This window comes from Pseudonocardia sp. Ae150A_Ps1, assembly GCF_001932315.1.
In the GTDB taxonomy this organism is placed as follows: domain Bacteria; phylum Actinomycetota; class Actinomycetes; order Mycobacteriales; family Pseudonocardiaceae; genus Pseudonocardia.
Genome location: NZ_MCIJ01000001.1, coordinates 676,031 through 693,975, shown reverse-complemented (window position 1 = coordinate 693,975; position 17,945 = coordinate 676,031). Strand labels below are relative to the sequence as shown.

Genomic DNA, 17,945 nt, shown 5'->3' with positions numbered 1-17,945 from the left:
ACCCTCACCGCACGCGGAGAACCCCATGTCGCAGCTCCTCGCCCGCACCCTGGCAGCCACCGCCGTCCTGTGCCTGACCCTCACCGCCTGCGGTGGCGGGGTCCCGGACACCGGCGCACCGGCCCCGGCCGCGCCCGACCCGCTCGACACCGCCCCGACCGCCGAGCTCGTCGAACGGGCGCGACAGGAGGGGCAGGTCGTCGTGTACTCCTTCACCAGCCGGATCGCGCAGGTGGAGGCCGAGTTCGAACGCACCTACCCGGGTGTCGACCTGCTCGCCACCGACATCTCCTCCACCGAGCAGATCGCCCGGATCCGGGCGGAGGCCGAGGCCGGCAGCCCGGGCGCGGACGTCGCGTACCTGTCCGACGCGCCCGTCGTGCTCGACGAGCTGCTCGCCGACGGCATGGTCCGCAACTACGTGCCGCCCCGGATCGCCGGCTCGGTGCCGGACCGGTTCCGGGAGCCGTTGCTCGCGAGCAGGCTGTCGACCAAGACGCTCATGTACAACGAGGAGGCGCACCCCGCCGGCCCGCCGGTGACCAACCTCTGGGAGCTGACCGACCCGCAGTGGCGGGGCCGGGTCGTGATGGTCGACCCGCAGGTCCGTGGCGACTACCTCGACCTCATGACCGAGGTCGTCCTGCGCTCGCCCGAGATGGACGAGGCGCACCGGGCGCTGCGCGGTGGCCCGGTCGTCCTCGGTGACGGTATCGGGTCGGCGGGGGAGCAGTGGATCGCCGACCTCTACGCCAACGACGTCGTGCTGGTCGGGGACACCGACGAGGTGAACGCCGCCGTGGGCGCGCGCGGCCAGCAGGACCCGCCGGTCGGTTTCACGACCTACTCCGACCGCCGCGACAACGAGAACCGCGCGCTGCAGGCCGCGACCGGGGTCGCCCCGGCCCCGGGGATCGCATTCCCCGCCCTGCTCGGGGTCACCCCGGACGCTGCGCACCCGGCTGCCGCGCGGCTGCTCGTCGACTTCCTCATGGGCGACGGCTCGCCGGACGGCGGCCCCGGGTTCGCGCCCTTCTACGTGCCGGGGGACTACCCGACCCGCACCGACGTCGTCCCGCCGTCCGGGGCGGTGCCGCTCGCCGAGCTGGGGGCCTGGACGATCGATCCCGCCGTGGTCGCCGGCCGTCGCGGCGACGTGGCCGACCTGATCCTCACCCTCGGATGACCGCGCCCACCCTCGCCCCACCGGGAGCACCGCCTCCACCGGGCCCGCCGGCGGCCGGCCTCCTGCGCCGGCTGGTCACCGATCCGGTCGCCCGGCTCGGGACGCTCGTGGCCGCCGTCCTCACCGTGCTCGTCGTCGTCCCGATGGTGGGGCTGGTCGCGTCCACACTCCGCCCGACCGGGCGCGAGGCATGGTCCGACGTCCTGACCGGCCGGCTGGCGGGAAGTCTGCTGTGGGAGCCCCTGGGGAACTCGCTGCTGATCGGTACCGCGACCGCCGCCGGGTCGGTGCTGCTCGGCGGCGGGCTGGCGTGGCTCGTCGTGATGACCGACGTCCCGTTCCGGCGCACCATCGGCCTGCTGGCCACCGTCCCGTTCGCGCTGCCCAGCTTCGCGCTGGCGCTGGCCTGGGAGACGGTGTTCCGCAACGACCTCGTCGGCGGCCGGGTCGGTGTGCTGGCCGATCTCGGTGTCGCCGTGCCGGACTGGCTGGCGTGGGGACCGGTGCCGGTGGCCGCGACGCTCGTGGCGCACTACTTCTCGCTGTCGTTCCTGCTCGCCGCCGCCGTGCTCGCGACGGTCAACGGCGAGCTGATGGAGGCGGCAGCGATGACCGGTGCCGGGCGTCTCCGCATCGCCCGCTCGATCGCGCTGCCCGTGGTCGCGCCGGCCCTGCTCTCCGGCGGGCTGCTGGCGTTCGCCGAGGGGGTCGGCAACTTCGCCTCGCCGGCGCTGCTGGGGCTGCCCGTCCGGTTCCACACGCTGTCCACCCGGCTGCACGGCGCCGTCGTCACGGGCCAGGTCGAGCGCGGGTACGTGCTCTCGATCGTGCTCGTCGCGGTCGCGGCGACGATTCTCCTCGCCGGCAACCGGGTCGTCGGTGGCCGGCGCTCCTACGCCACCATCGGCGGCAAGGGCGGACGGCGGACGCTCGTCGGGCTCGGACCCTGGCGGGGGCCGCTGACGGCCGCCGCGGTCGGGCTGTGCCTGGCCACCAGCGTGCTGCCCGGCCTGGTGCTCCTCGCGACCAGCTTCGCCCGGCGCACCAACTCGTTCACCGGCGGGTTCACGCTGCACTTCTGGACGGGCGCCTCGGACCCGGCGTTCGCCCAGGGGCAGCGCGGGGTGCTGCGCGACCCGCAGATCGTCGAGGCGGTCCTGACCACCGTCGGGCTCGGGCTCGCGGTGGCGCTCGCCGCGACCGTGCTGGGCACTGCCGTCGGCTACGTCGGGGTCCGGCTGCGTGGCGCCCGGCCGGTGACCGGGGCGCTGGCGCTGCTGTCCTACCTCCCGTTCCTGGTGCCGGGTATCGCGCTCGGCGCCGCGTTCATCGCCCAGTTCGGACGCCCGGTCGGCCCGCTGCCCGCGCTGTACGGGACGTTCGCGCTGTTGGTGATCGCCGGGACGGCGTACACGTTGCCGTTCGCCGCGCAGGCGGGTCGCAGCGCCGTCGGGCAGATCTCGCCGGACGTCGAGGAGGCCGCCGTCATGGCGGGTGCCGGGCTGGCCCGCCGCGGCGCACGGATCGTGGTGCCGCTGGCGGCACGCGGGCTGCTGGCCGGGGCGGCGCTCGTCTTCGTCAACATCGTGCGGGACCTGTCGCTGGTGGTCCTGCTGGTGACGCCGGCCCTGCCGCTGCTGTCGGTGCTGACCTACCGCTACGCGGCCGAGGGCTTCGCCCAGTTCGCCAACGCCATCACAGTGATCATCGTCGTGCTCTCGGTCGGGGCCACCGTGCTCGCCCGCAGGCTCGAGCGCACCGCACGACCGTGGGAGGAGACCGGATGAGCGGGATCAGGCTGACCGGGATCGGCAAGAGGTTCGGCGGTGTGCCGGCCGTCGACGGCATCGACCTGGAGGTGCCCGACGGTGCGTTCCTCGTCCTGCTCGGACCGTCGGGCTGCGGCAAGACGACGACGCTGCGCATGCTCGCCGGGCTCGAGGACCCGACCGCGGGCGAGATCCGGTTCGGCGACCGGGTCGTCGCGGGACCCGGCGGGGTCGTCCCGCCGGGCCGGCGCGACGCGGGCCTCGTCTTCCAGAGCTACGCCCTCTGGCCGCACATGACGGTGCGTGCCAACGTCGCCTGGCCGCTGACCGTGGCCAGGACGCCCGCCGCGGAGCGCGACGCCCGGGTGGACGAGGTGCTGGACCTGCTCGCGATCGGCCCGCTCGCCGACCGCTACCCGGGCGAGATCTCCGGCGGACAGCAGCAGCGCGTCGCGATCGCACGGATGATCGGAACCCGCCCGTCCGTCCTCCTGTTCGACGAACCACTGTCCAACCTGGACGCCAAATTGCGTGTGGAGACCCGCGCGGAGCTGCTCCGCGTGCACCGGTCGACCGGGGCGACCAGCGTCTACGTCACCCACGACCAGATCGAGGCACTGACGATGGCCACCCACGTCGCCCTGATGCGCGACGGCCGCATCGAACAGTTCGGGCCGCCCTCGGCGCTGCTCGACGATCCCGCCACCGACTTCGTCGCGACGTTCATGGGCACTCCCGCGGCGAACGTCCTCGACGCCGTCGCGGTGGACGGGCGGCTGGACCGGGGCGGCGTCGACCTCGGGCCGGCGGGCCCGGTCGGGCCCGGCGCGGCGGTGCGGGCCATGTACCGGCCGGAGTCGCTCCGTCTCGGTCCGGCCGACGCTGCCGGACCGGCGTTGCCTGTCGAGTTCGCCGAGGCCACACCGCTCGCCGGGCGCGTGGTCGTCACCGGGTTCCACCAGGGGACCCGGCTGTCGGTCGTCACCGACGAGGTCCCGGCCGCCGGTCCCGGTGACCCGCTACGGATCCTGGTGCCGGACCGGCCGGACCGTCTCTTCGACGCGGTGACCGGCCTGCGGATCGCGTCGTGAGACTGGTGCTGGTGCGGCACGGCGAGACGGCGTGGAACGCCGGCCACCGGCTGCAGGGCGACGCCGACGTACCGATGTCCGACAGCGGCCGCGCGGGCGTGCGCGCCCTCCGTCCGGTGCTGGACGTCCACGGGGCCGACCACGTCGTCGTCGCGCCGCTGGGCCGCACCCGCGAGACGGCCGAGCTGCTCGGCCTGTCCACCGCCGGGACCGACGCCCGCTGGCGGGAGGCGCACCTCGGGGAGTGGACCGGGCGGTCGGTCCCGGACCTGCCTGCCGACCGGTACGCGGAGTGGCGCGCGGGCCGGGCCGCGCCCCCGGGCGGGGAGTCGTTCGCCGAACTGACCGAGCGGGTGCTCGCCGGGCTGGCCGATCTCCCCGGGGAGGGGACGACGGTCGTCGTCTCCCACGGCGGCCCGATCCGCATCGTCCTGCGGCACCTGGTGGGGCTGCCACCGGAGAAACTCGTCCCGGTCGGTCCGGCGACGCTGACCGTCGTCGACCGGTCCGGGGCACTCGACCGGCTGCACGCCTACAACATCGGGGGTGTGCGGACGGCCGGCGCCGAGCCGTCCGAGTAGCCGGCCGCGCCGCCGGGGGCACGCTCGGTGCACCCGAGGCGGTCGTCGGCGGGGCGGTGCGGCCTCATCCCGGGTCCGGCCGCACCGCGGCGTCGACCAGGGCGATGAGGTCGGTCTCCAGCTGGTCCCGTACCGCGGGGTCCAGTTCGGACGCCCACAACGGAGGACCACCGACCCCGTCCGCGGCGGCGACGACGAGGGTCTGGGTCGCGGCCGGCACGCCGTCGGCGTCCATGTCGCGCTGCCAGCGGCGCTCGTCGTCGCGGGCCAGCTCCAGCACAGCGGGGACCGTGAGCAGCTGCGCGATCAGGCTGAACCGCTCTCGGGCGTCGTCGCCGTCGACGTCGACCATGCTGGCGCGGACGTAGGCCCGGGTGAGCCGCCCCGGGGTGCCGTCGGGCTCGGCGGTCCGGGCGAGGACGTCGTCGCGGAACGCGTCGAGGTGCTCCTGGGCGAGTGCGACGAGCAACGCCTCCTTGCTCGCGAAGTGGTAGACGAGACCACCCTTGGAGACGCCGGCGTCGCGGGCGATGACGTCGAGCGTCGCCCCGATCCCGTGCCTGCGGATGACCCGGTCGGCCGCGTCGAGCACGAGTCGGCGGGTGTCCTCGGGTGAGCGTCCGGTCGTGCGGCCCATGGGTCCATCCTTCCTCGTGCGTCCCGGCGGGGCGGCGTCACACTGGAATACAGTCGATACTGATCCGACCAGTCGGTACAGTTTCGGTCATGTCCCTCGATGTCACCGCGCCCGGTCGCGGTCTGTCGCCGCGCCGCCGGTGGGCGGTCCTGGCGGTCGCCGTGCTCGTGCTCGCGATCGACAACACGGTGCTCTACCTGGCGGTGCCCGCGCTGACGGCCGATCTCGCGCCGACCGCGAGCCAGATCCTCTGGATCGGTGACGTCTACTCGCTGGCCCTGGCCGGGCTGCTGATCGTCATGGGGTCGCTGGCCGACCGGATCGGACGCAGGCGGCTGCTGCTGATCGGCTCCGCGGCGTTCGGGGCCGCGTCCTTGCTGGCCGCGCTGTCGACGAGCGCGGAGATGCTGATCGCTGCGCGGCTGCTGCTCGGCGTCGCCGGCGCGACCCTGATGCCGTCGACGCTGTCGCTGATCCGCCGCGTGTTCCCGGAGCCGGCCGAGCGCACGCGGGCGATCGCGGTCTGGTCGGCCGCCGCCGGGGGCGGGGCCGCGCTCGGGCCGCTGGTGGGCGGGGCGCTGCTGGAGTTCTTCTCCTGGGGGGCGGTGTTCCTGATCAACGTCCCGATCATGGCGGTGCTGATCGTGGGCGGTGCGTGGCTGCTGCCCGAGTCGCGTGACCCCGCACCGGGCCGGTTCGACCTGGTGTCGGCGGCGCTGTCGCTGGGGGCGATCGTCCCGGTCGTCTGGGCGGTCAAGCACACGGTCGCGAGCGGGATCGACGTCGCCGGTGGTGCCGCGCTGCTCGCCGGGATCGCGGCGGGCGTGGTGTTCGTGCGGCGGCAGCGGCGGCTGGAGAGCCCGTTGATCGACGTGTCGCTGTTCGCGCACCGGGCGTTCAGCGGGTCGGTCTTCGCCGGGTTCATGGCCGTGTTCGCGCTGACCGGGCTGCTGTTCTTCTTCTCCCAGTACCTGCAGCTGGCGCGCGGGTTCAGCCCGCTGGAGGCGGGCCTCGCCGAGCTGCCGACGACGCTGTCCGCGATCGCGGTCGTGGTGCTGGTCGGCCGGGTCCTGCGCCGCCTCGGCCTGGGACCTGCGATCGCGGTGGGCCTGCTGCTGGTGAGCGTGGGGCTGGTCGCGGTCGCGGTGGCGGAGGGCGCCGCCGGCTACGTGTGGCTGGCGCTGGCGCTGGTCCCGGTGGGACTCGGCGTCGGGCTGGCGCAGACGCTCACGACCGACGCGGTGGTCTCGGCGGTGCCGCCGCGCAAGGCCGGTGCCGCCTCGGCGATCGCGGAGACCGCGCTCGAGCTGGGGGTGGCGACGGGCATCGCGATCCTGGGTTCGGTCGTGTCCCTGGTGTACCGGGCGGGGCTGTCGCTCCCGGCCGGGCTGGATCCGCAGCAGCGCGCGGCGGTGACCGACTCCCTGGCGTCGGCGACGTCGGTCCTGGAGCCGGGATCACCCGTCCTGGACACGGCCCGGGCCGCGTTCACCGAGGCGATGCAGACGACCTCGCTGATCGCCGCGGCCGTCACGTTCGCCGCCGCGATCGTCGCCTTCCGCACGATCCCGAGGACCGTCGACGCCGATCGCGGGATCCCGGCCCGGATCCACTGACGCCACGCTGCCCGACGTCGCCACCGGCCGGCTCGTCCGCCGCGGCGCCGTCGACGAGAGGAGGGACGACGCCATGTCGATCTACGGGGACGACCGGGCACGCGGGACCGTCCGTGCCTGGTGCCGTGCGCGGCTCGACGGACAGGACCACGTCGTGGGGCGTACCGAGCTGCCGACGAGCCTCGGCACCACCCACGTCACGCTCTCCGGATCGGCCGGACCCACGGTCGTCGTGCTCCCGGCCGCGGGAGAGTGCGCCGCGGTCCTCGATCCGCTGGTCGCCGAGCTCGCCACCGGGCATCGTGTCGTGGCCGTCGACCTGCCCGGGGAGCCGGGCCTCTCGCACGACCGGCGACCGCACGGGGACCTCGTGCGGCGCTACGGCCACTGGGTCGACGAGGTCGTCGAGGCGGTCGCTGACGGGCCGGTCGTCGTTATCGGTGACGGCCTGGGGGCGACGGTCGGGTTGTGCGCCCGGACCGGGCGGATCGCCGGGCTGGCGGCGGTCTCCCCGGCGGGGATCGACGAGTACCCGGGCGACCTCGCCTTCGAGCTGAGGGTCCTGCGACACGAGCTGGCACCGTCGGGGCGCAGCGCCGAGCGGGTCCTGCGGCCGCTGTACGGCGACCGGGTGCCGGACGACCACGACGCCCTCGTCGAGTGGACGGCGCTCACCGGTACCGCGGTGTGGCCGAGCGGCCCTCCGGCACTGCTGCCGAACGCGGTGCTGCGCGACTGGCGGGGCGTCCCGCACGTCGTGCTGGTGGGGGAGCGGGACCCGATGTGGACGGCCGGGCGGCTGGAGCGACCCGTCGCCGCCCTGATGGGTTCGGCGGTGCGGGTGGTCCCCGGCGCGGGCGCGCTCGTGACCCACGAGGCACCGGACGTCGTCCGCGCAGCCGTCACCGGTGCGCTCGCGACGAGCTGAACGCTCTCCGGGGCACGATCGCCGGGGTCGCGGTCGCCGGTGCCGGCCCCACTGGGATCCTCACGGGTGTGGCGAGCGGACCCGAGCTGATCGGTGGAGTCGAGAAGCGGGACATCGTGGTCGTCCCGTACGACCCGGGGTGGCCGGTGAGGTTCGAGGCCGAGCGCCGCCGGATCGTGGCCGCGGTGGGAGCGGTCGCCCGGCGTGTCGACCACGTCGGCTCCACGGCGGTCCCCGGCCTCGCCGCAAAGCCGATCGTCGACATCGATCTCAGCGTGCCCGACGTGGACGACGAGCCGTCGTACCTGCCGGCGCTCGAGCGTGCGGGATACCTGCTGCGGGTGCGGGAGCCGGGTCACCGGCTCGTCCGGACCGCCGCGCGCGACGTGCACGTGCACGTCTGCCCGGCCGGGAGCGACGGGGAGCGCCGGCACCTGCTCTTCCGCGACCGGCTCCGTGTCGACCGGCGGGACCGCGCCGCGTACGCCGCGCTGAAGCTCGATCTCGCCGGACGCGAGTGGGCGGACATGAACGCCTACGCCGACGCGAAGGGCCCGCTGATCGCCGACATCACCCGTCGCGCGGAGGGATGGGCACAGCGGGTCGGCTGGACCGTCGACCGGTAGCCGCGGGCACACGCCTCGGCCGGACGCGCCCTCACCGGCCGCCGGGACGGCCCGGCACGGTCGCGGGCATCCGGAACCCGCCGGTGCGGAACGGGCCGCCACGGATGATCACCTGCCGGCCGTCCTGGATCTGGTAGAGCAGCTGCGGCTGGGCCAGCGACGGGTCACCGTGGTCGGGTGTGCCCAGCGCGGCCTGGCCGGGGGTGTCGAAGTTGTAGGTGCCGTTGACCCCGCGGTAGGGCTCGGTCCGCAGGTGGGCGGCTATCCCGTCGGCGTCGGTGACGTCGCCGCACGAGTTCCAGGCCCGCGCGATGCGCTGCATCCGGTCGTAGGCGAGCCCGGCGTGCGAGCGCCCCGGGACGACCCCGAACCGGTCGGTGTAGCGACGGGCGAAGGCCCGTCCGGCACCGTCGGAGTAGGTGCCGGTGGTGGTGGCCCACACGACGCCCTCGGCCAGCGGTCCGAGCCGGTGACGGAAGGCGGGCACCGACGGGGCGTAGATCGCGTAGGGGAGCGCGGTGGAGCCCAGCTCGTGCAGCGCGGTGACGGCGGCGACGGCGTCGTCGACGAAGAAGCTGCCGATCATGACCGCCGCGGTGGGCGCCCGCACGGCGGTCGCGACGGCACCGGCCCAGCCGTCGCCGCCCGGTGCCCCGCCGACCGGGACGACGTCGAGCGTCCAGTTCTCGCGTTCGGCGACCGCCCGGGCCCGGTCGATGCCGAAGTCGACGCCGTGCCAGTCCCGGACGACGATCGCGAGCCGGTCCGCGGTGTGGTCCCACCGGCCCCGGTCCCGGAGCGAGGTCATGAACGAGACGAACCGTGGCGCGTACTCGGTGTCGCTGGCGCACACCTGGAAGATCCGGCTGAAGCGGGCGTGGTCGTCGCGCACCATCCGTTCCATCGCGCCGCTGGTCGCGGCGTGCAGGTAGGGCACCCCGCTGTCCGCGGCCGTCTCGTGCCCGATCTCCTGCCCGGCGAGGTAGCCGGAGGTGAGGACGTCGACGCCGTCGCGCAGCAGCGACGCGAAGGCGGTCCGGACCGACGCGGGGCTGGTCACCTCGACGTCGTGGACCGACGCGCGGATCCGGCGTCCGCGGACACCCCCCGGCGGCGTTGAGCTCCTCGATCGCGAGCCGCAGCCCGTTGACCATCTCGCGGCCGTCGTCGCTGCCCGTGCCGGACAGCGGCAGGGCGGCGCCGACGACCAGCTCCCGGCGCGGTCGTGGCAGGCGTGGCTGCCGGTGTCGCTGCTCGGGGCCGGCCGCCGCGGCCGCGAGCAGCCGGCCGAGCGACAGGTCCGCGTAACGGGCCGGAGACCCGGGGAGGGGCACGCAGAGCAGCCCGGTGTCCAGCGCGTAGGTGGCGGCCGCCGTGCGCGTCGGGGTGCCGAGCTTCTGCATCAGGTGCGTGACGTGCGTGGCGGCGGTGCGCTGGGTGATGCGGAGCTCGCCGGCGATCTCGGCGTTGGACGGCCCGACGACGAGCATCGTCAGGATCTCCAGCTCGCGCGCGGACAGCCCGGCGGGGAGCCGCTCCACCGGGTCGCCGCTCAGCTCGACGTGGTCGAAACCGGACTCGGTGCGGGCGGTCAGCGTGACCCGGCAGAACAGGCCGGAGACCGGCGACCGCCAGTGGAAGCGGCAGTGCTCCAGACCGGCGCGCCCCATCGCACCCGCTGCGCGGCGCAGGTCCGCAGGGACGTCGGCGTGGTCACCGCGGTCGGCGAGGCCAAGCCGGCCGTCCGGGCGCACCTGCACGGTGAAGGCGTTCCCCGACCACGCCGAGGGGCGCGCCGGAGCACCGTCCGGTGACGTCATCGGGGCACCTCCTCGTGGCGGCCCGGGGACGCGGCGGCACGCCTGTGTGTCCTCCGAGCATGCCGTACCGATGCGGATCCGGCGATGGGTCACCGGCCGCCGACCGCTACGTACATCTGACGATGGCGGGCCGGCGGGCCGTTCCTAGCGTGTGCCCACCGAGCTCGCCGGCGAGCGGGTGCATCCCCGCCGGCGGGCCCGTGGACCGACCATCGGACTCGAATCGATCGGAGATGTCATGGGACATCTGCAGCTCCCCCCGGGGAAGAAGATCGCCGTCAACCTCGGCACCGACTTCGACGCCCAGTGCCTCTGGCTCGGCGCGTTCAACCGGCCGACCCCGGCGTCCATGTCACGCGGCGAGTTCGGCGCGGAGGTGGGCGTCCCGCGGCTGCTGTCGCTCTACAAGCGCTACGGGGTCCGCACGACCTGGTTCACCCCGGGCCACTCGATCGACACGTTCCCCGGGTGGTGCAAGAAGATCCTCGACGACGGCCACGAGTTCGGCCACCACGGCTACTACCACGAGAACCCCACGATGATCTCCGGCGACACCGAGCGCCGCCTGGTCGACCTGGCCTTCGCGACGTTCAAGAAGGTCCTGGGCATCCGGCCGGTGGGCTACCGGTCCCCGTACTGGGACTACAGCGAGTCCACACTGGACATCATCGAGGACTCGGGGCTGATCTACGACACCAGCCTGATGGGCCGGGACTTCCACCCGTACCACCCGCAGCGCTGGCAGGTCCGCTGGGAGCAGGGCAACGTCGCGGGGCGGGCGAGCCGGGTCCTGGAGGTCCCGGTCAACTGGTACCTCGACGACTTCCCGCCGCTGGCCTACACCGGTGCCCAGGCCGGCATGCAGGACTCGGACACGATCTTCAACCGGTGGAAGGACATCTTCGACTACGGCTACGCGCACGAGACGAACCCGGTCTTCGCGACCTGCGTCCACCCGCAGATCATCGGCCAGGCGCACCACATGCTCTGGTACGAGAAGCTGGTCGACCACATCAGCGGCCACGACGGGGTCTGGTTCGCCACCATCGAGGAGATCGCCCGCGCCTGGGTCGACGACGAGACCGACGAGGCGAAGTTCGCACTCCCCGACGTCCGTGGGGTCGAGCCGGCACCGGCCGACTCCGGCTGGGCCTGAGCCGTGGCGACCGTCCCGTCCGAGTCCCGCCCCGTCGCGGGCCTGCACGGCGACGTCGAGGTGGTCCTCGACCGCTGGGGGGTCCCGCACGTCTACGCCACGGACCGGCACGACGCCTACCTGGCCCAGGGCTTCCAGGCGGCCCGCGACCGGCTCTTCCAGATCGACCTGTGGCGGCGCCGCGGGCTGGGCAGGCTGTCGGAGGTCTTCGGTCCCCGTTTCCTCGCGCAGGACCGGGCGACCCGGCTGTTCCTGTACCGGGGGGACATGCGGGCCGAGTGGCTCGCCTACGGCACCGGCACCCGTGACGTCGTCACCGCGTTCGTCACCGGCATCAACGCCTACGTGGAGTGGGCGTCGCAGGATCCCGGGGAGCGGCTGCCGCCGGAGTTCGCCGCGCTCGGCCACCGGCCGGCGCGCTGGGAGCCCGAGGACGTCGTCCGGATCCGCACGCACGGCCTGCTCTACAACGCCGAGCAGGAGCTGGCCCGGGCCCTCACGGTTCGCGACCTCGGTGCCGCGGCCGAGGAGCTCCGCTCGATCCGCGAGCCGCACACCGAACTCGGCGTGCCCGATCCCGCGGCGCTGCAGCACCTCGACGACTCCGTGCTCGACGTGTATCGGCTCGCCTTCGCCCCCGCCGACCTCGCTAGCCTTCCCGGCGCCGGCGCGGCCGTCGCACCGTCCGGCAGCAACAACTGGGTCGTGTCGCCGCAGCGGTCGGCCACCGGGCGTCCGGTGCTGGCCAACGACCCGCACCGCGCGGTCACGGTCCCGTCGCTGCGCTACCTGACCCACCTCGAGGCGCCGGGGATGAGCGTCATCGGTGCGGGGGAGCCGAACCTGCCGGGTGTCTCCATCGGACACAACGGGCGGGTGGCGTTCGGGCTGACGATCTGGCCGGTCGACCACGAGGACCTGTACGTCTACGAGCTCCACCCCGACGACGACACCCGCTACCGCCACCGCGGCGGGTGGGAGGCGTTCACCGTCGTCGAGGAGCGCACGGCCGTCGCCGGCGGCGGGGAGGAGGTCCTGCGGCTGACCTTCTCGCGGCACGGCCCGGTCGTGCACCTCGACACCGGTGCCCGGGTGGCCGTGGCCGTCCGTGCCGTCTGGCTCGAGCCGGGCATGGCCCCCTACCTGGCGAGCCTCGAGTACCAGGACGCCGACGACGTCGACACCTTCCGCCGTGCGCTGCGGCGGTGGGGCGCGCCGGGCGTCAACCAGGTGTTCGCCGACGCCGGCGGGGACATCGGCTGGCAGGGCTGCGGTCTCGTGCCGCGCCGGCCCGGGTGGGACGGCGCGCTCCCGGTGCCGGGGGACGGGCGCTTCGAGTGGGACGGGTTCGCCCGGCTCGAGGAGCTGCCCGGGGTGCGCAACCCGGACTCGGGCTGGTTCACGACGTCGAACGAGGAGAACCTCCCGGACGGCGTCGGCGACCGGACGCCGACGGTCACCACGGACTGGTACTCCGACGCGCGGCACGAGCGTCTGGTCGGCTGGCTCGGCGGCGACGCCCCGGTCGACGTCACCTCCAGCATCCGGATGCAGGGCGATGCCGCGAACCTGCACGGACGGCGGCTGCTCGACCTGCTCGCCCCGCTCACCGGGATGCCGCGGCACGCCGGCGAGTGGGCGGCGCTGCAGGAGTGGGACGGCATCGAGTCGACCGGCAGCCGGGCGGCACTGGTCTTCCAGGTGTGGGTGCGCCGTCACCTGCGGCCGTGGCTGGCCGACCGTTGCCTGGAGCGGCTCGGCGTCGACGCGGAACGGGCGAAGGCCGCACGTCACCGGCTGCTCCGCGCCGACACGCTGTTCTCCGACCTCCGGCCGGACCTGCGGATGCTCGGCATGTTCGACCTGTCCGACCCCGGCGACGCCGCGACCCTGCGCGACGGGATCGACGAGACGCTCGACGCCGCGCTCGCCGACATCGCGACCCTCCTCGGGCCCGACCGCGACGGGTGGACGTGGGGAGCGCTGCACCGCACCGAGCTACGGCACGCGGTGTTCGCCCACGACCCCGGAGCTCCGGACGACTGGCGGTCGCTGCCACCGGTGCCCCGCGCCGGCAGCGGGGACACCGTCGGCCTGGCCGGGCACGACGACACCTTCAACGCGGTGATGGGGAGCAGTTTCCGCATCGCCGTCGACGTCGGGGAGTGGGACTCGACCCTGGTCCTGAACTCACCCGGGCAGTCCGGGGACCCGAGATCGGCGCACTACGCCGACCAGCTCGGCCTCTGGGCGGCGGGTGAGGCCTTCCCGCTGGCCTACAGCCGCGACGCGGTCGAGGAGGTCGCGGAGAGCAGGCTCCGGTTGACACCGGTGGCGGACCTCCGGCCCGCGGACTGACGGATGCCGGGCCGGTCGCCGGCCCGGCTCCCTGGCGGCTGTCCGGCTCCCCGTCGGCGCCGGCCTGCTCAGGCGGACTGGACGGTGAGCGCCAGGACCGACGCACTGACGGCCAGCATCCCCGCCGCGTTCACGAACAGGTTCCGCCCGAGGTCGCGGGCGCGGACATGGGCGGCGACCGCGACCACGAAGTAGCAGGTCAGGGCCGCGCAGGTCACCATCGCCAGCGGTGGCACCCGGATCCCGGCGACGAGCCCGGCCGCCGCGGCGACCTTGAGCGGAGGGAGGACCCACCAGAAGCGCTCCGGGAACCGGACGTCCACCAGGCACTGCCGGACGAAGGCGACCGGCTTCACGCACAGGGCCGCGTCTCCGAGCTGGATCACCGCCAGCACGGCCAGCGGCCACCACGGTTGCACCATCTCGTGTCGCTCCTTCAGGTGGTGGTCGGGTCCGCCGCCGGCATGGTCACTCGGACATGCGGGATCAGGTCCGGCAGCAGGTCGAAGACCGCCTGACGGCTCGCGGCGTCGAGCGGTGGGCGGGTGGCGTTCGCGCCGACCAGCAGCAGGTGCGGGAGCAGTGCCGCGACGCGTGCCCGCGCCGGGTCGGGCACGGCACGGGACCAGAGCGTCTCGAGGAAGGCGAGGCGGGCGCCGTCGACGCGTTCGACCACCGCGCGCGCTCCGTCGTCCGCGATCGCCCACGCCCGGAGGGCGCGGTCGAGGTCGGCGTCGGACAGCTCGTCGAGTCGCGCCGGAAGCGCCCGCAGTGCGTCGCGTGGATCGACCTCGGCGACCTCGGCGGCGATGGTGTCGAGCCGGTCGACCTGTTGCCGTTCGATGTGGCCCAGCAACGCCGTCCGGTAGTCCGCGACGCCGGCGAAGTGGTGGTGGAACGACCCCTTCGTCAGTCCGAGGCGGGCCGCCAGCCGGTCGATCCGGACGCCTGCAGGGCCCTCGTCGGTCAACACCACGACGCCCTCGTCGAGCCACAGTTCCCGAGTCGCCACGCCGGTACCGTACCATACGGTACGGTATGGACAGTGAGGAGCACTGCCGGTGGTCGTAACGCCGCGCCGCCGCGGCGCGACCCGAGCGGCGACAGAGTTCGTCGGATCGGGAGTCGTCGTGTCGAGGATCGTGCTCAAGCTGGCGCAGGCCGTCGGGATCGTCGTGTTGGCGTTCGTGGCCCTGAGCCTCGTGCTCGGCGTCGTCCAGTGGATCGCGGTCGCCGCGGTGCTGGTCGCCGTCCCGGTCGCCGGAGTCTGGTTGTACCTGCGTGCGTCGGGGCGGGGCGCGGGGACGGGACGGTCCGCACCGTCACGACGGGCGGCCCGGCCGGACGGTGCCGTCGCGACACGACGTGCCGAGCTGGAGGCGCGGGCGGTGCTCGACCCGGCGGGCCGGTGCGGATGGTGCGGGTCGGCGACGCGTCACCAGGACCGGTTCGGGTTCCCGACCACGCCGCTGGCCCATCACCGCGAGGAGATCGACGCGATGCTCTGACCGGGCGGGTCGCGGACGGACCCGGCCGGCGGTCGTGTTCGGTTTGATCTGCTGCTGCTCGGGCCGGTCGCCGTCGTGCTCGCCGTCGCCGGCGCGTCGCACGTCGACGGTGGACCGCTGTCCGGCGCCGTGTGATCAGGCCTGGAGAACGGATCGAACATAGCTCGCCTGGCGCTCGTCGATGACCGACTCCTGCAACAGCCGTCCGATGCGTGCCTCGTGATCCTCCCCTGCCCCGTCGCGTCGGGCCGATGCGGAAGGCCGGTCGAGCAACGACGGCGAGGAGGTGTCGGAGACGGCCGCCCGCGACGCAGCGGTGGGACCGACGGGCGGTGCCGACACCGCCGCAGGGGTCGACCGGCCCTGCGTCCGTCCGAGGTCGAACGCGGCGCGGAACGCGGGCTCGTCCTTGCCGTCCAGGAGCTGGCCGACGAACTCGGCTCTGCCGTCGCGGCGGCGCAGTGTGAGTTTCGGGGTCCGCGTGACCGGCGCCGGTTCGGACTCGATACCGGCGGCCTCGGCCAACGGGACAGCTCTGAACCGGGGAGGCGTCCGGGTGAGGTCGGAGGCAGCACCGGCGATGACCCGAGTCGACGTCACCGCGATGTAGTCGGTGATCGGGCGCAGGCTGTTGGCCAGGTAGAAGCCCCGAACTTCCTCGCCGGGGTCGAGGCATGCGCGCAGGCCGGGTTCGGTCTGGCGCCACTTCCGCGCCGCACGGTGGCCCAGAACGAGCTGGCGGGGATCGTCGGGACATGGTCCGCCGGGAGCATCGTGGCCGGTGTCGTCGTTCCAGAATTCCCAACCCGGCGGTGCGGGACCCCAGTCCGGGGCGGGCTGCCACCCGGGTGGCGGGGACCAGCCGTCGGGTGGTGTGGGCCAGTTCGGCGGCGGTCGCCAGATGGTCGGGGACACGAGCACTCCTCCTCGTGGGGGTCAGGCCGGCCGGTCGGCGATGCCGACGCTTGCGCGCCACTCCTCGGCCTCGGCGATCTCGGTGAACTCGAGGACGTTGTCGCCGTGATCGGTCCGTCGCAGGACGTCGAGCACCTCGGTGGGTGTGGCGTGGAAGAACTCCCGCCGGAGGTTGACCCGGTTGACGCGCCGGTCGGCGAGCTGGCGATGCAGGTGGTTCTCCAGCGCGACGGCGTCCGAGCTGAACACGAGCGCGTGGATGTCGAACTTGAACGGCACCGAGGCGTCGCCGAGTTCACGTACCCGGTCGTTCGGGTCGAGGCGGCGGGTCATCCCGATCTTGACCATGTGCTCGCCGAAGGCGCCCACATTGGAGATCACGTAGACGTGACCGGTCCGCACGTTCGCCTCGCGCGCCTCGACGCCCTCGATGGCGGAGCCGAGCTGGTCGAGTCTGCTCTGTGCCTCGGCGACCTTGACCTCGTCGCCCTGGCTGCGCCACCTGTCCTGGACGAGCTGCCAGTGGTTCTGCTCCTTGAGCAGGCGGGCCTTCTCCCGTTCGAACTCGCGGCGGGCGGCCTCCTCGTCGCGGGCCTGTTCCCGTTCTGCGCGGATGCGTTCCTTCTCCTCCTCCTGTTTCGCCAGGTGGTCCGCGGTCAGCTCGAGCTCCTCGATGCGGGCTCGGTGGTAGGGCTCGCTGACCCGGATCTGCATCGTGCGGCCGAGTTTGGCGGTCGTGTCGCGTGCCTTGGTCAGCCGGTCGATCGACGAGGCGAGCCGGTGCGGGCGCATGGTGCGCACGCAGTTGTCGGCCTCGGCGTTGTAGGCGCGGAGCATGAGCTTGGTGTAGTCACGCAGCATCCGTCTGCCCTCGGTCGCGGAGCCGTTGACCGTCCAGCCGGACGCGGCGAGGACGGCGTCGTCGTTGCGTTGCAGGGTCTTGTAGCGGTCCTTGAGTTCGTTCAGCCGGGCCTTGTAGGCCACGGCGTCGTCGAGGCGGTGCCGGAACTCGTAGATACCGGCCTCCTGCAGCATCGCGATATCCTCGGTGACCACGATCTGCTGGTCCAGCTCGGCGACGCGCGCCCTGCGCGCGGCGAGCTCGGTCTCGACGGTCTGCTCTCGTTCACCGGCCTTCGCTCTGGCGGAGGAGACGATGTCGTCGGCGACGACGACAGCCCGGGTCAGGATCGCCCTGTTCTGTTCTGCGATCTCGCGAGCACGGAGGTGTTCCGTGCGGACGGCCTCGGTCGCGGAGGCGAGGGTGGCCCGGACCTCGTCCAGACGTGCGGCGGCGTGTTCGGCCTCCTGCGCGTAGGCGACCGCGTCCCGGTTGCGCAGGCTCAGGTTCTCCTGACGCAGTCGGCCGATCTCGTGACGGAACCCGTTCGCTTCCTGGGCGGCGCGTTGCTCGGTGGCGTGCAGGTGCTTCTCCACGGAAGAAAGCTGCTGACGGAGTGCACGATTCTCTGCCTCCACCTCCCGCAGGACACGACGGGCGCCGAGGAGCCCGACCGGACGTGCCTCGGCTTTCGGCGGCGCTGGGGTGTCGGCAGGTCGTGCCATCGGTGCTCCCGGTGCTGTGCGATCTGCTCGGTGGATGTGCCCATTGAACAACTACGTTGGTGATACCCGTTCATTAACGCAAACGGAGGCCCGGTCCGCAGCGGACGGCGCAATCGACCCCGATCCGGAGCGAGGTGTCCAGGTCCCGGCGCAGTGCGCCCGGCCGCCACCTCCGAAGGTCCCGGGCC

The 17,945-nt window shown here is 73.6% G+C and carries 16 protein-coding genes and 1 pseudogene; 11 read left to right on the top strand and 6 right to left on the bottom strand.

Features of this window, described 5'->3' with window-relative positions; translation table 11 throughout:
- Positions 1-25: 25 nt before the first annotated feature.
- From Ae150APs1_RS03095 to Ae150APs1_RS03080, 4 genes are read left to right on the top strand one after another with little or no spacing between them, the layout of a single operon-like run.
- Positions 26-1,186: an ABC transporter substrate-binding protein gene (locus Ae150APs1_RS03095; protein ID WP_075295653.1), complete on the top strand. Its 1,161-nt coding sequence runs from the start codon at positions 26-28 to the stop codon at positions 1,184-1,186.
- The gene (locus Ae150APs1_RS03090; protein ID WP_075295651.1) at positions 1,183-2,973 is read left to right on the top strand and encodes an iron ABC transporter permease; all 1,791 of its coding nucleotides are present in this window, start codon (positions 1,183-1,185) and stop codon (positions 2,971-2,973) included. The genes Ae150APs1_RS03095 and Ae150APs1_RS03090 overlap by 4 nt, the downstream gene beginning before the upstream one ends.
- Positions 2,970-4,046, top strand: coding sequence for an ABC transporter ATP-binding protein (locus Ae150APs1_RS03085; protein ID WP_075295649.1), 1,077 nt, complete (start codon positions 2,970-2,972; stop codon positions 4,044-4,046). The genes Ae150APs1_RS03090 and Ae150APs1_RS03085 overlap by 4 nt, the downstream gene beginning before the upstream one ends.
- Positions 4,043-4,627 carry a histidine phosphatase family protein gene (locus tag Ae150APs1_RS03080; protein WP_075295647.1) on the top strand — a complete coding sequence of 195 codons (585 nt, stop codon included), beginning with the start codon at positions 4,043-4,045 and terminating at the stop codon, positions 4,625-4,627. Before Ae150APs1_RS03085 ends, Ae150APs1_RS03080 begins: the two co-directional genes overlap by 4 nt.
- 64 nt (positions 4,628-4,691) lie before the next feature.
- Here the strand turns inward: Ae150APs1_RS03080 and Ae150APs1_RS03075 are convergent, their stop codons facing one another.
- Entirely contained in the window at positions 4,692-5,264 is a 573-nt protein-coding gene (locus tag Ae150APs1_RS03075; RefSeq protein ID WP_010228716.1) for a TetR family transcriptional regulator, read from the bottom strand.
- 89 nt (positions 5,265-5,353) lie between these two features.
- Here Ae150APs1_RS03075 and Ae150APs1_RS03070 point away from each other — a divergent pair, with 89 nt between their 5' ends.
- The 3 genes from Ae150APs1_RS03070 to Ae150APs1_RS03060 all read left to right on the top strand — a co-directional run bounded on the left by Ae150APs1_RS03070 (position 5,354) and on the right by Ae150APs1_RS03060 (position 8,434).
- On the top strand, positions 5,354-6,880 hold the full coding sequence (locus tag Ae150APs1_RS03070) for an MFS transporter (RefSeq protein ID WP_075295645.1): 1,527 nt from the start codon (positions 5,354-5,356) through the stop codon (positions 6,878-6,880).
- A gap of 73 nt (positions 6,881-6,953) precedes the next feature.
- Positions 6,954-7,808: an alpha/beta hydrolase gene (locus Ae150APs1_RS03065; protein WP_075295643.1), complete on the top strand. Its 855-nt coding sequence runs from the start codon at positions 6,954-6,956 to the stop codon at positions 7,806-7,808.
- 68 nt (positions 7,809-7,876) lie between these two features.
- Positions 7,877-8,434, top strand: a complete 558-nt coding sequence (locus Ae150APs1_RS03060; protein ID WP_075295641.1) for a GrpB family protein — start codon at positions 7,877-7,879, stop codon at positions 8,432-8,434.
- Positions 8,435-8,465: 31 nt separating this feature from the next.
- On the opposite strand, the pseudogene Ae150APs1_RS33235 reads toward Ae150APs1_RS03060, so the two are convergent.
- Positions 8,466-9,530 (bottom strand): annotated as a pseudogene (locus Ae150APs1_RS33235) (hypothetical protein); the annotation flags it as partial.
- Positions 9,531-9,840: 310 nt separating this feature from the next.
- Between Ae150APs1_RS33235 and Ae150APs1_RS33230 the strand changes: the two are divergent.
- From Ae150APs1_RS33230 to Ae150APs1_RS03040, 3 genes are all read left to right on the top strand, one after another.
- Positions 9,841-10,248 (top strand): hypothetical protein, encoded by a 408-nt coding sequence (locus Ae150APs1_RS33230; RefSeq protein WP_249266191.1) that lies wholly within the window; start codon positions 9,841-9,843, stop codon positions 10,246-10,248.
- A gap of 244 nt (positions 10,249-10,492) precedes the next feature.
- The gene (locus Ae150APs1_RS03045) at positions 10,493-11,410 is read left to right on the top strand and encodes a polysaccharide deacetylase (protein ID WP_010228730.1); all 918 of its coding nucleotides are present in this window, start codon (positions 10,493-10,495) and stop codon (positions 11,408-11,410) included.
- 3 nt (positions 11,411-11,413) lie between these two features.
- Positions 11,414-13,768 carry a penicillin acylase family protein gene (locus Ae150APs1_RS03040; protein WP_075295637.1) on the top strand — a complete coding sequence of 785 codons (2,355 nt, stop codon included), beginning with the start codon at positions 11,414-11,416 and terminating at the stop codon, positions 13,766-13,768.
- 68 nt (positions 13,769-13,836) lie between these two features.
- On the opposite strand, the gene Ae150APs1_RS03035 is transcribed toward Ae150APs1_RS03040, so the two are convergent.
- Entirely contained in the window at positions 13,837-14,190 is a 354-nt protein-coding gene (locus Ae150APs1_RS03035; RefSeq protein WP_075295635.1) for a DoxX family protein, read from the bottom strand.
- 14 nt (positions 14,191-14,204) lie between these two features.
- Complete coding sequence (locus tag Ae150APs1_RS03030; RefSeq protein ID WP_075295633.1) at positions 14,205-14,780, bottom strand: TetR family transcriptional regulator; 576 nt, start codon at positions 14,778-14,780, stop codon at positions 14,205-14,207.
- A gap of 118 nt (positions 14,781-14,898) precedes the next feature.
- Here Ae150APs1_RS03030 and Ae150APs1_RS31845 point away from each other — a divergent pair, with 118 nt between their 5' ends.
- Positions 14,899-15,276 carry a hypothetical protein gene (locus tag Ae150APs1_RS31845; protein ID WP_075329526.1) on the top strand — a complete coding sequence of 126 codons (378 nt, stop codon included), beginning with the start codon at positions 14,899-14,901 and terminating at the stop codon, positions 15,274-15,276.
- Positions 15,277-15,411: 135 nt separating this feature from the next.
- Here the strand turns inward: Ae150APs1_RS31845 and Ae150APs1_RS03020 are convergent, their stop codons facing one another.
- Entirely contained in the window at positions 15,412-15,801 is a 390-nt protein-coding gene (locus tag Ae150APs1_RS03020) for a hypothetical protein (RefSeq protein ID WP_075295629.1), read from the bottom strand.
- 411 nt (positions 15,802-16,212) lie between these two features.
- Positions 16,213-17,628, bottom strand: coding sequence for a DUF4041 domain-containing protein (locus Ae150APs1_RS03015; RefSeq protein WP_075295627.1), 1,416 nt, complete (start codon positions 17,626-17,628; stop codon positions 16,213-16,215).
- Positions 17,629-17,945 lie beyond the last annotated feature (317 nt).